Raw genomic sequence first — 11053 nt, 5'->3', positions numbered from 1 at the left:
CTGCTCGCGGCCGATGAATCGCTGGCCGTTCAGCTCGAGCCCATCCTGCGCGAACTCTACGCATCCGCCGGCCTCGACTGACGCGCACAACCCGACCTCGCGCGCACAATCGATCCGCTTTGCGCAAATTGTCAGATTGGGGAGTTATCTTCGACAGTCGCGTTGCGAACCTACTCGAGTTCTTATCTGACGCGTGCTGACAAAATTCCCGAACCGATATTGGAACTACTGCGCCTTGGCTCGTCACAACCCCCGTCCGGATGACCCCTCGTCTGAGACCGACGGTTCGATGCCTGCCACCGACCCTGCGCCCGATTCGCGTCGATCCAGGCGACAGGCCGCTCTCGCTCCTGCCGCCGCTCCCGCTGCCTTGACTCGCAGGGCGGCTCGGGCCGCCGGTACGGCCGCGCCGGTCACCCTCACCGAAGCGCAGGCGCGCGAGGCCGACCGTGCAACGTTCGACGATGCCGTTCGCCCCCGTGGACGCCGCGCCGCAGCATCCACTGACCAGCTCGCGTCGGGCACCGCGTTCGAGGCGACCGAACCCGAGCTGGTCGCGGCCGGAGTCGCAGAGTCTGTCACAGCCGTGTCGGCCGTCGATGTCACCATCGAACGGCCCGAGTCGGATGCCGCCTCGACAGATTCTCCCGCCGACGTGACGCTGTCGGTGCTCACGGCATCCGGCCCCGAGGTCACCCAGATCGCAGACGTGCTGGGCGAGGTCCCGGCACGGCCGACGAGTCGCATACCGGGCCGCCGCGCCGTGTCCGGCGGCGCCGACGACGAGAGCGCGCCGCCCCGGATGAAGGCCGGCCGTCGAGCGGCCAGCCCGCCCGTCGTTCGAGCCGCGGCCAGCCCGCCCAAGTCGGCGTCCGACGCATCCGGTAACGGCGCAGGCGAGGCAGCGATTCCGCACCAGCGTCGTCGCAGGCCGTCGACCAAGACGATCGCCAAGAAGAGTTTCGGCATGTTCGCGTTCCTCGTGGTGGGGGGAATCGCTGTGGCCACATCGCTTCCGGCCGAGGCGTACTTCGCGGCCACGCCGAATGCGCCGATCTCGCAGAGCGTGCAGGTTCAGGCTCAGCAGAACACCACCGGCGATGCCGCGAAGCAGCGCCTCACGACCCAGGCCGACGCGGCCGCGGCACAGGTCAGTCGGGACTCCTACACGATCACAGAGGTACCGAAGGCGCCCATGGTGTCGATGACGGGGTTCAGCACCGCCGACACCTTCTCGAACGATACGAGCGGCACCATCCAGTGGCCCTTCCCCACCGGCGTGCCGATCAGCGACGGGTTCGGCTACCGCTCATCGCCGGGCGGCATCGGAAGCACGAACCACCAGGGGATCGACTTCAATCCGGGAATGGGCGCACCGATCCAACTGATCGCCGACGGCACGGTGCGTCTGGCGCAGACGAGCGACGCCGGCGGGTACGGCTGTTACGTGATCGTCGACCACAACGTCAACGGCATGAAGTTCGCGAGCCTGTACGGCCACATGCAGTGCGCGTCGGTCGCCATGGGCAAGGGCGACGACGTGAAGGTCGGCCAACTGGTCGGCAACGTGGGCAGCACCGGAACCTCGACGGGTGCGCACCTGCACTTCGAGATCCACGACGCACGAGACACGCCGATCGACCCGATGCCCTGGCTCAACCAGTACGCCAACTAGCCACCAATTAGCGAACTTCATTCGCCAAAAAAGCACCCAAGGAAGGATCCTTGAGTGCTTATTCGACGAGTGTGCGCGCTCGTGGCCCAGTTCTACCTAGTTCGCGAGCCAGACCGTCGTGTCGACGGGCAGCACGCCTTCTTCCACCGATTCGGAGGCGAGGAGCACCGCGCCCGTCGGCAGCTCTACCGGCACGGAGCCGATGTTCGAGATCACCGTGACAGCGCCGTTCGAAAATGCGATCACGTCGTCGCCGAAGCCCGGAATCCAGTCGATCGAGCCGACGCCGAGCTCGTGCCGTGCGCGCAGCGACAGGGCGAGCTTGTAGAGCTCGAGCGTCGACCCGGGTACGCCGATCTGGCGGTCGCGGGAATAGGCATCCCAGTCGGTCGGCTGCGGCAACCAGCTGGCTGCCGACGGGCCGAAGCCGTAGCTCGGCGTGCCGGCCTCCCAGGGAATCGGCACGCGGCATCCGTCGCGACCGTAGCGCTCGCCCTTCGTGCGGAACCAGGTCGGGTCTTGGCGCGCGGCGTCGGGCAGATGGATGGCCTCCGGGAGTCCGAGTTCTTCGCCCTGGTACACGTATGAGCTGCCGGGAAGCGCCAGCATCACGGCGGTGGCCGCGCGGGCACGGCGCAGGCCGAGAGCGGTGTCGGGAAGGCCGGGGGAGTTCGGCCCGAGGCCATCGCCCTGCAGGTTGTCGGCGCCCAGCGCGAGACGACTGGCATGGCGCACGACGTCGTGGTTCGAGAGTACCCAGGTCGACGGTGCCCCCACGGCACCGTATGCGCTCAACGACGAGTCGATGACCGCGCGCAGTTCGTGCGCATTCCAGGCGGCTTCGAGGTAGGTGAAGTTGAAAGCCTGCTGCATCTCGTCGGGGCGCACCCAGAGGGCCAGCTTCGTGAGCGGCTCCACCCACGCCTCGGCGCAGAGCACGCGGTCGCCCTCATACTCGTCGAGCACCTCGTGCCAGGCGCGGTAGATCTCGTGCACGCCGTCCTGCGCCCAGTAGGGCGGAGTGGGCGGGTCGTCGCTGTCGATGTCGGAGTCGATGCCGGGTTCGAGTGCCGTGGATGCCCCGCCGCCCATGCTGCCCGCGTCGGCGGGAGGCGTGTAGTCGGGGAGCCCGGCCTCTTTGATCAGGCCGTGCGCGACATCCACTCGGAAGCCGTCGACGCCCCGGTCGAGCCAGAAGCGCAGCACGCCGAGCATCTGCTCGCGCACCCACGGGTTCTCCCAGTTGAGGTCGGGCTGGCTCACGTCGAAGATGTGCAGATACCACTGGCCGGGGGTTCCGTCGGCGTCGGTGGTGCGTTCCCACATGGGGCCGCCGAAGACCGACTGCCAGTTGTTCGGTGCGATCTCCCCGTTCTCGCCGAGGCCGTCGCGGAACATGTAGCGGTCGCGCTCCGGGCTGCCCGCGGGGGCGGCGAGCGCAGCGGCGAACCACTCGTGATCCCACGAGGTGTGGTTCGGAACGAGGTCGACGATCACCTTGAGCCCGAGTTCGTGCGCCTTGGCGAGCATCGCGTCGAAGTCGGAGAGAGTGCCGAACAACGGGTCGACGCCGACGTAGTCGGCCACGTCGTAGCCGGCGTCGTGCTGCGGTGACGTGTAGAACGGCGAGAGCCAGATCGCGTCGACGCCGAGGTCGGCGAGCGAGTCGAGGCGGCTCGTGATTCCGGGCAGGTCGCCGATGCCGTCACCGTCGCTGTCGGCGAACGATCGGGGATAGATCTGGTAGATCACGGCGGAACGCCACCACTCGGTGCCGCTGCCGAGAGCGATCAGGGATGCCTGTGAAGACGATTCGGGCGCGCCGGAGGTCTCGGTGAGTTCGACTGTCATGCGCAATACTCTAGTCTCGAATCGTTTCGATCCCAGACCTCGGTTCGGGCCGGTCTCGTTGTGATGCTATTCTCTACAGGTGCCAAAACGCGCGGCGTCATCGTCGTGCGCAGGTTACGCCCCCTTAGCTCATTGGTAGAGCACTTCCTTGGTAAGGAAGAGGTAGTGGGTCCGATTCCCACAGGGGGCTCCGTCCTCCACAGGCAGGCAGCGCAAGTTGTCGGTCTTATAAAGGTCGCCCGGCGGGGTAGCTCAGGTGGTTAGAGCACACGGCTCATAATCGTGGTGTCGCGGGTTCGAGTCCCGCTCCCGCTACGAAAAGCCCCGAGATCTCGCCATCTCGGGGCTTTTTTCCCGTTCGCGCCTTGCGCGGCAGGCGACGGCGGCAGCGCGACGCGCCGTAGGCATCCGGATGCGCAAGGCATCTCATGGCCGGGTGGCCAGGGCGAATCGTGGATCGCCCCCTTGACCGATCTCGGGCAGCCGCGGCACGGCCGGCCGGCCATGAACGCCGGGCCTGCACGGCCTGAATAGGGTTTCCCTACGGCGCACACGGTGCGAAAGCGCCCTTCGGCGTCGCGCACCGGTTACCCTCGAGAGGTGGATACCTCGGCAGAACCGCGCACGCGCGAGCGGGTACTGAACGTGCCCAACACCATCACCTTCGCCCGCCTGATCCTGCTGATGCCGCTGTTCGCCCTGATGGTGCTGCTCTGGCACGAGAACTTCTGGGCCTTCATTGTGCTGGTGGTGCTGGGGGCGACCGACTGGGTCGACGGATTTGCCGCTCGCAAGCTCGGCCAGGTCACCCGCTTCGGCGCCGTGCTCGACCCCGTTGCAGACCGCACCAGCCAGGTCGTCGTCTGCCTCACGCTGGTCATCAGCGGCATTGTTCCGCTCTGGATGCTCATCGCCATCGCGGCGACCGACCTGATTCTGGGGCTCATCATCGTGGCCTACAAGCGCCAGGGTTCGATGACCATCACGTACATCTCGAAGATCCGCACCACGTTTCTGATGCTGGGCCTGCCGCTGCTGCTGCTCGCGCAGGCAGAGTTTCCGGGCCACGAGGTGCTCGGCTTCATCGCGTTCTGGGGCGTGGCCATCGGATGCGTGTTGCACGTCGTCGTCGGCGCCCAGTATGCGGCGATCGTCATCCGCGACGCCCGCGCTCGCACGGCGGGCGCCGCAGGTTCATAGAGCAGCCTCGCTCGTCTAATAGCTGGAGGTACTCAATCCCGCGGGGATGATGATCGCTACGGCGAGGATTCCGACAAGGATCGACGCGAAGCCGATGATGATGCCGGCGATGGCGAGTCCGCGGCCACGCTCGCCCGTGCGCTTGATCTGCGACAGGGCGACGAACCCCAGGATGATGCCGACGATGTTGATGAAGAACGACGCGATGAAGCCGACGATCGCAATCACGTTGTACTTCTCGGCGGGCGCGTTGTACTGAACAGCCATGGGCGTGTGCTCCTTCTTGTGGGGTGAGTCGATGGTGCCAGCATCGACGTCTGCTGTCAAAGGCCCGACACCTGGCGCGAGAATGAGGAGCGTGCCCGTACTCGCCATCGACAGCCTCGACGATCCCCGACTCTCCGACTTCGCCCACCTCACCGATGTCGCGCTGAAGAAGGCCCGAGGCAGCGAGCACGGAATCTACCTCGCCGAGTCGCTCCTCGTGCTGGAGCGCGCCTTGCGGGCGGGCCATGTTCCCCGCTCGGTGCTCGCCCTCGGCGCGTCGACCCACGAGGCCACGGCCGCGCTCGCACAGTACGGCTTCGCCGATGTTCCGGTCTTCACGGGCCCGGGCGAGCTGCTCGCAGACCTCACCGGCTACATTCTCCACCGCGGCCTGATCGCCTCGATGAACCGCCCGGCCCTCGTCGACCCGTCGACCCTGCTCGAGAAAGCCCGCCGCATCGTGGTGCTCGAGAACGTGGTCGACCCCACCAATGTCGGAGCTATCTTCCGCTCCGCCGGAGCCATCGGCGCCGACGCGATTTTCGTCACGCCGCGCTGCTCCGATCCGTTCTACCGCCGGGCCATTCGCGTGAGCATGGGCACCGTGCTGCAGGTTCCATGGACTCGCGTGGGCGAGTGGGCCGAAACTCGCGAGCTGCTCGCGGGCGCGGGCTTTCACATCGCCGCGCTGGCCCTGACCCCGGATGCGATCGGCCTGCGCGATTTCTCCTCTCGCCTCCCCGAGAGGCTCGCCCTGGTGCTGGGCGCTGAGGGCGAGGGGCTCACCGACGAGGCGATCCGAGCATCCGACACCGTGGTGCAGATCCCCATGATGCACGGAATCGACTCGCTCAACGTCGCCGCAGCGAGCGCGGTCGCGATGTGGGCCGTCTCCGGCTGACCCCGCCGCCAGCGCTCCTCTAGCGGGCACGCGTGCGTCCACGGACGGCGCGTGTGCCCGGCGGGGGCGCGCTCGGCCGCGGGTTCGTAGAATGGGGGCGTGCCAGTGAACCCCGAACTCGTCGGCCGCACCTTCGCCGCGACCGATCCCTACCTTGTGGGCCGAGAGAAGGTGCGCGAATTCGCGCGCGCCGTCTTCGCCACGAGCCCCGTGAACACCGACGTCGAGGCCGCTCGCGCGGCCGGTTACGCCGACGTCGTCGCGCCGCCCACCTTCGCCGTCGTCGTGCAGGAGTACACCCTGCACCAGCTGCTGTCCGAACCGGATGCCGGCATCGACTTCTCGCGCGTGGTTCACGGCGACCAGCGCTTTACCTTCACCCGGCCCATCGTGGCGGGGGACGAGCTCACGGCGACTCTGAGCGTCGCGAGCATCAAATCGCTCGGTGGTCACTCGATGGTCACCGCCGAGTCGACGATCGTCGACTCGGCGGGCGCGCACGTCGTGACCGCCACCTCCACCCTCGTCGTCAGGGGAGACGAATGACCGCCGGAATCTCGCTCGATGCCGCAGAGCTGACCGCCGGAGACGTCGTCGCAGGCGGGCACTATCCACTGAGCCGCGACTCGCTCGTGCGCTACGCCGGAGCCTCCGGCGATTTCAACGCCATCCACTACCGCGACGACGTCGCGGCATCCGTGGGCCTGCCCGGCGTTCTCGCCCACGGCATGCTTACCATGGGAATCGCCGTGCAGCCGGTCGTCGACTGGATCGGCGACCCCGGGCGCGTGCTCGACTACCAGGTGCGCTTCACGCGCCCCGTGCTCGTCGACCCCGTCGAGGGCGCAGAGCTGGTCGTCAGCGCGAAGGTCGGCACGGTCGACGCCGAAGCCGGCACCGCGCGCATCGACCTCACGGTCACCTACAACGGCGACACAGTCCTGGGCAAGGCGCAGGCCGTCGTCTCCCTTGCTCCGTCTGCATCCGCGGCATGAGCGGACGGCACGGTCGGCCCGAGCCGCACGACAGTGAGCCGCACGACAGCAAGCCGCACGACAGCGAGCCGACGGGCGGCTCCGTCGAGGCCGTGGATGTTGTGCTCGGCCCCCTGACGACGCTCAGGGTGGGCGGTCCGGCCGCCCGCATCATCGAACCGCAGGGAGAGCCGGAGCTGCTGCAGGCTGCGCTCGACGTGTGGGACTCGGGTGACGACTGGTTCGTGCTCGGCGGGGGATCGAACGTCGTCATCTCCGACGAGGGCTTCGACGGCACCGTCATCCGCGTCGTGACCCGGGGAGTGGCCCGCATCGTGGCACCCAGCGGCACCGTGCGCCTGCGCGTGCAGGCGGGCGAGCCGTGGGACGAACTCGTGGCCTACACGGTCGAGCAGGGCTGGTCGGGTCTCGAGGCGCTCTCGGGCATTCCCGGGTCGACGGGGGCGTCGCCCATCCAGAACATCGGCGCCTACGGGCAGGAGGTCGGCGACGCGATCGTGTCGGTCGACTTTCTCGACTACGGCACCGGCCGCGTCGAGCGCATCGCGCGTGACGACCTCGAGCTTGCATACCGCTCGAGCGTGTTCAAGCACGGCAAGCGAGGCGTTGTGCTCTCGGTCACGTTCTCGCTCACCGACTCGACGGCGCAGGATGCGGCATCCGACATGCCCGGTTCGCTCGCGCTCGGAGACCCGGTCGCGTACCCGCAGCTGGCCACGGCACTCGGTGTCGCCCAGGGCGACCGCGTCGCCCTGGGCGCGGTGCGCCAGGCGGTGCTCGATCTGCGCCGTTCGAAGGGCATGGTTCTGGATGCCACGGATCCGGATTCGGTGAGCGCCGGGTCGTTCTTCACCAACCCGGTCGTCAGCGAGAACTTCGCGCGCGGGCTGCCCGCGGCAGCCCCGCGCTGGCCGGTGGGCGGAGAAGACGAGGCCCTGGTCATTGCGCTGCCCGACCCCGCGTCGGGCCTGTCCGTCGATCTCGGCGGCCCGCTGCCGGCATCCGAAACCGGCGCGGAGCCCCGGGTCAAGCTGAGCGCGGCCTGGCTGATCGAGCACGCGGGAATCGGGCGCGGTTTCTCGCTGCCGGGCTCGCGAGCGGCGATCTCGTCGAAGCACACCTTGGCGATCGTGAACACGGGCCAGGCGTCGGCGGCGCAGATTGCCGAACTGTCTCGCTACATTCAGAACAGGGTCTCGGCGGAGTTCGGTGTCGTTCTGCACCCCGAGCCGGGGTTCGTGGGACTCTTCTGACCAGAGCTCGGCTGCTAGGGTTTCAACTCCACGCACCCCCTTATAGGAGTCCACACCCATGAGTTTTTCCCGCTCCAAGTCCGCGTCGCTGATCGGCGCGCTGGCAATTTCCGGCCTGTTGCTCACCGGCTGCGCCGGCGGACAGAGCAAGGCCGACGCCTGCAAGGTGCTCGAGAAGGGCCTCACGAACGTGCAGGACGACCTCAGCAGCAGCCTCTCCAACGCGTCGACCGACCCCGAGGGCGCGTCGAAGTCGCTGCAGGCCGTCGCCGACACCTTCTCCGACAACGTGTCGAAGGTCACCAACGACGAGGTGACCCCCGCTGCCGAAGACGCCAACGGCGCGCTCACCGCCCTGGTCGACGAGTTCGCGAAGTACGCGTCCGACCCGACCGGCGCCGATGTCGATGCCCTGACGGCGGCATCCACAGATGTTCAGACGACGTTCACCGAACTCGGAAAGGTCTGCAGCTAGCAGCCCTTTTTCGTTCACACAACAGGCCCCGGTGCGTCACTCGCACCGGGGTCACTGTTTTACTACGAGCGCGTTATACGACGACCGCGTTCAGCACCTCGTCGAGCAGCAGCGAGGCGTCTTCGTCGTTGACGCTGCGCGCGAGAGCCAGTTCGGAGATGAGAACCTGGCGCGCCTTGAGAAGCAGGCGCTTCTCGCCGGCCGACACCCCTTGCGCCTGCTCGCGACGCCACAGGTCGCGCACGACCTCGGCGACACGGTGCACACTGCCCGAGGCCATCTTCTCTTGATTCGCCTTGTAGCGACGTGACCAGTTGCCCGGCTCCTCGACGAAGTCGTTCTGAAGAACAGCGAACACCTCGTCGACGCCGGCGGCGTCGATGACGTCGCGCACCCCGACGAGCTCTACGTTGTCGATCGGAAGCTTGATGATGAGATCGCTCGTGTGCACCCGAAGCGTCATGTAACGCTTGTCTTCGCCCTTGACTACCTTGGTCTCGAGTTCAGTGATGGTGACCGCCCCGTGGTGCGGGTAGACGAGGGTCTCTCCAATATCGAATTTCACGGTTGAGCTTCTCTTTTCTGTGTGACGTGGTGCAGGGAGGATTGTTCGGGGAAAGTCAGCTGAGCCACGCGGGCAACAGGTCGATGAGTTGCCCGGCCAGCTGGTCTGCGCTGATGTCATGGTGATTCGCCACCCACGCGCTGAGCAGGCTGACCGTACCGCCGGCCACGTACGTGGCGGCAAGGCGGGCCCGGATGGCGTCGGCCTCGGATGCCGGTTCGTCGAACGACGCGAGCACCTGCTCGGCGTATGCCGCGACCACGTCGTCGAACGCACGACGTGACAGCGGAAGGCCCAGCGCGGAGGAGTAGATGGATTCTCGCTGCGCGAAATGCTCGACGAGGCGGGTGTAACTCTCGCGCAGACCCGAGCCGGCAGCTGCACTGCGCGTGTTCGGGCCGACCACAGATGCGAACTCCTGCCGCAGCAGCGCGACGGCCAGATCATCGAGGCTGGAGAAATGCGCGTAGAACGAACTGCGGCTGATCTGTGCCTCGCGCACGATGTCGCTGACCGAGATGTCTTTCGAGTCTGCGGCGTGCAGTCGCGCGACGGCGGAGAGAATTCCCTGCCGCGTGCGAGCCGCCCGTGGGTCTGACGGGGAGTCGGAGGAGACTCGAGAATTGTCGAGCAGAACAGTACTCCGCACAATCGACATCACGGTAGTCTATCACGGTTTCTCGGACACCTGTTCGATAAGACGGAACCCGATTCTTAGTCCGCCTAGCGACCTGGCCGTAGAGTTGAGATCATGGAATCCTCGGAGGCGCGCGCCTCGGGCTACTGGTACGGCGACGATCCGGCGGCCAGAACGGGGGTCGACGCCCTCAACGCGCTCCGCCGCTATCGGGCCGCCGAAACGGAGATGCGGCGCCGTACCCGTGCAGCCTTGCGGCTGAACGAGACCGACATGATGGCTCTTCGCTTCATCATCAACGCCGAGCGCGACGCGAGGGCCGTGAGTCCGAAAGACCTTGCCGCGCATCTCGGAATCTCGTCGGCATCCACGACCGTGCTGGTCGATCGGCTTGTCGCGAGTGCCCATCTGAGCCGAGCGAAGCATCCGAACGATGGTCGGGGAGTCGTGCTGACTGCCACCCCGACCGCCCATGCAGACATGCGTGAGACCTTCGGCGACCTGCACGGGCGCATGATGGCTGTGGCGAGCCGGCTCGGCCCGCTCGAGGCGGGCATCGTCGCGACGTTTCTCGACCAGATGAGCGACGCCGTGTCACAGCACCCTGAATAGCTAGATAAACTAGTGACGTGGGAAAACTCATCTACGGCCCGACCGGCCTCGAAATCGACATCGACGATCGTGTTCTCGCGCACATCCGCGTGGTCGTCAACGCCAAGTTCCGGCGAGGGGAATCGTTCCTCCTCAACTGGGAGCACAACTCCGAGGAAGGCAATGGGCGCAGTTCGATCTGGATGCATCCGACGATTCCGCTGCACATCCGTTTTTTCGGCAACCGGCCGCCGCCCGTGAATCGCACGTGGATCGAGGCGCTCATGGTGACCGCGAACAGCGCGAACGGCATGGTGCTGATCGCCGAGCCGACCGGAGCGGGTTAGCCTCGACGCATGTGCGGAAGATTTGTGGTGGCGCGGGCATCCGGTGACCTGCTCGACGGACTTCTGGATGGCCTGCCCGAGCTCGAAGACAACTTCAACGTGGCGCCGACCGACGACGTGGCGGTCGTGCGGCAGCGGCGCGAGCACGGGCGTGAGCTCGAGCCGGTGCGCTGGGGCTTCGTTCCCAGCTGGTACCCCGACCTGAAGAAGCGGCCGCAGCCCATCAATGCCCGCATCGAGACGGTGGCGACGTCGGGCATGTACCGCAACGCGTTCCTCGGCAAGAGGTGCATCGT

Annotated in this window: 14 protein-coding genes and 2 tRNA genes; 12 read left to right on the top strand and 4 right to left on the bottom strand. The window is 66.9% G+C overall.

Features of this window, described 5'->3' with window-relative positions:
- Window positions 1–289: 289 nt before the first annotated feature.
- Window positions 290–1675 (top strand): peptidoglycan DD-metalloendopeptidase family protein, encoded by a 1386-nt coding sequence (locus ACE5CZ_RS05790; RefSeq protein ID WP_374946386.1) that lies wholly within the window; start codon window positions 290–292, stop codon window positions 1673–1675.
- 96 nt (window positions 1676–1771) lie between these two features.
- Here the strand turns inward: ACE5CZ_RS05790 and ACE5CZ_RS05785 are convergent, their stop codons facing one another.
- Window positions 1772–3526, bottom strand: a complete 1755-nt coding sequence (locus tag ACE5CZ_RS05785) for a glycoside hydrolase family 13 protein (RefSeq protein ID WP_374946385.1) — start codon at window positions 3524–3526, stop codon at window positions 1772–1774.
- 118 nt (window positions 3527–3644) lie between these two features.
- Here ACE5CZ_RS05785 and ACE5CZ_RS05780 point away from each other — a divergent pair.
- The 3 genes from ACE5CZ_RS05780 (at window position 3645) to ACE5CZ_RS05770 (ending at window position 4726) form a co-directional block, all read left to right on the top strand.
- Window positions 3645–3716: transfer RNA gene (locus ACE5CZ_RS05780), tRNA-Thr, on the top strand.
- Window positions 3717–3767: 51 nt separating this feature from the next.
- Window positions 3768–3841 (top strand) — tRNA-Met (locus tag ACE5CZ_RS05775).
- Window positions 3842–4126: 285 nt separating this feature from the next.
- The gene (locus tag ACE5CZ_RS05770; protein WP_374946384.1) at window positions 4127–4726 is read left to right on the top strand and encodes a CDP-alcohol phosphatidyltransferase family protein; all 600 of its coding nucleotides are present in this window, start codon (window positions 4127–4129) and stop codon (window positions 4724–4726) included.
- 15 nt (window positions 4727–4741) lie between these two features.
- On the opposite strand, the gene ACE5CZ_RS05765 is transcribed toward ACE5CZ_RS05770, so the two are convergent.
- Window positions 4742–4993 (bottom strand): DUF4190 domain-containing protein, encoded by a 252-nt coding sequence (locus ACE5CZ_RS05765; protein ID WP_374946383.1) that lies wholly within the window; start codon window positions 4991–4993, stop codon window positions 4742–4744.
- Window positions 4994–5084: 91 nt separating this feature from the next.
- Here ACE5CZ_RS05765 and ACE5CZ_RS05760 point away from each other — a divergent pair, with 91 nt between their 5' ends.
- From ACE5CZ_RS05760 to ACE5CZ_RS05740, 5 genes are all read left to right on the top strand, one after another.
- The gene (locus tag ACE5CZ_RS05760) at window positions 5085–5894 is read left to right on the top strand and encodes a TrmH family RNA methyltransferase (protein ID WP_374946382.1); all 810 of its coding nucleotides are present in this window, start codon (window positions 5085–5087) and stop codon (window positions 5892–5894) included.
- 99 nt (window positions 5895–5993) lie between these two features.
- Window positions 5994–6440, top strand: a complete 447-nt coding sequence (locus ACE5CZ_RS05755; protein WP_374946381.1) for a MaoC family dehydratase N-terminal domain-containing protein — start codon at window positions 5994–5996, stop codon at window positions 6438–6440.
- The gene (locus ACE5CZ_RS05750; RefSeq protein WP_374946380.1) at window positions 6437–6889 is read left to right on the top strand and encodes a MaoC family dehydratase; all 453 of its coding nucleotides are present in this window, start codon (window positions 6437–6439) and stop codon (window positions 6887–6889) included. The genes ACE5CZ_RS05755 and ACE5CZ_RS05750 overlap by 4 nt, the downstream gene beginning before the upstream one ends.
- Window positions 6886–8142, top strand: a complete 1257-nt coding sequence (locus ACE5CZ_RS05745; protein ID WP_374946379.1) for a UDP-N-acetylmuramate dehydrogenase — start codon at window positions 6886–6888, stop codon at window positions 8140–8142. The genes ACE5CZ_RS05750 and ACE5CZ_RS05745 overlap by 4 nt, the downstream gene beginning before the upstream one ends.
- 58 nt (window positions 8143–8200) lie before the next feature.
- Entirely contained in the window at window positions 8201–8617 is a 417-nt protein-coding gene (locus ACE5CZ_RS05740; protein ID WP_374946378.1) for a hypothetical protein, read from the top strand.
- Window positions 8618–8690: 73 nt separating this feature from the next.
- On the opposite strand, the gene ACE5CZ_RS05735 is transcribed toward ACE5CZ_RS05740, so the two are convergent.
- Window positions 8691–9182: a CarD family transcriptional regulator gene (locus tag ACE5CZ_RS05735; protein WP_374946377.1), complete on the bottom strand. Its 492-nt coding sequence runs from the start codon at window positions 9180–9182 to the stop codon at window positions 8691–8693.
- Window positions 9183–9237: 55 nt separating this feature from the next.
- Window positions 9238–9840, bottom strand: coding sequence for a TetR/AcrR family transcriptional regulator (locus ACE5CZ_RS05730; RefSeq protein ID WP_374946376.1), 603 nt, complete (start codon window positions 9838–9840; stop codon window positions 9238–9240).
- A 93-nt stretch (window positions 9841–9933) separates the two neighbouring features.
- On the opposite strand from ACE5CZ_RS05730, the gene ACE5CZ_RS05725 reads away from it, so the two are divergent.
- From ACE5CZ_RS05725 to ACE5CZ_RS05715, 3 genes are all read left to right on the top strand, one after another.
- A complete protein-coding gene (locus ACE5CZ_RS05725) occupies window positions 9934–10431 on the top strand; it encodes a MarR family winged helix-turn-helix transcriptional regulator (RefSeq protein WP_374946375.1) in 498 nt (165 codons plus the stop codon).
- 17 nt (window positions 10432–10448) lie between these two features.
- A complete protein-coding gene (locus ACE5CZ_RS05720; protein WP_374946374.1) occupies window positions 10449–10757 on the top strand; it encodes a hypothetical protein in 309 nt (102 codons plus the stop codon).
- Window positions 10758–10766: 9 nt separating this feature from the next.
- A partial coding sequence (locus ACE5CZ_RS05715; protein ID WP_374946373.1) for an SOS response-associated peptidase family protein occupies window positions 10767–11053 on the top strand: 287 nt, incomplete at its 3' end.

Source organism: Agreia sp. (genome assembly GCF_964263775.1).
Classification (GTDB): domain Bacteria; phylum Actinomycetota; class Actinomycetes; order Actinomycetales; family Microbacteriaceae; genus Agreia.
The sequence above is the reverse complement of the archived record's forward strand: the minus strand, read 5'-3'. Positions and strand labels throughout refer to the sequence as shown.

What these genes read in the sequence shown, in the direction of transcription:
- ACE5CZ_RS05740 (WP_374946378.1), top strand. Translation starts at nt 8,201, where the DNA reads ATGAGTTTTTCCCGCTCCAAGTCCGCGTCGCTGATCGGCGCGCTGGCA.
- ACE5CZ_RS05745 (WP_374946379.1), top strand. Translation starts at nt 6,886, where the DNA reads ATGAGCGGACGGCACGGTCGGCCCGAGCCGCACGACAGTGAGCCGCAC.
- ACE5CZ_RS05765 (WP_374946383.1), bottom strand. Translation starts at nt 4,993, where the DNA reads ATGGCTGTTCAGTACAACGCGCCCGCCGAGAAGTACAACGTGATTGCG.
- ACE5CZ_RS05725 (WP_374946375.1), top strand. Translation starts at nt 9,934, where the DNA reads ATGGAATCCTCGGAGGCGCGCGCCTCGGGCTACTGGTACGGCGACGAT.
- ACE5CZ_RS05750 (WP_374946380.1), top strand. Translation starts at nt 6,437, where the DNA reads ATGACCGCCGGAATCTCGCTCGATGCCGCAGAGCTGACCGCCGGAGAC.
- ACE5CZ_RS05785 (WP_374946385.1), bottom strand. Translation starts at nt 3,526, where the DNA reads ATGACAGTCGAACTCACCGAGACCTCCGGCGCGCCCGAATCGTCTTCA.
- ACE5CZ_RS05790 (WP_374946386.1), top strand. Translation starts at nt 290, where the DNA reads ATGCCTGCCACCGACCCTGCGCCCGATTCGCGTCGATCCAGGCGACAG.
- ACE5CZ_RS05730 (WP_374946376.1), bottom strand. Translation starts at nt 9,840, where the DNA reads ATGTCGATTGTGCGGAGTACTGTTCTGCTCGACAATTCTCGAGTCTCC.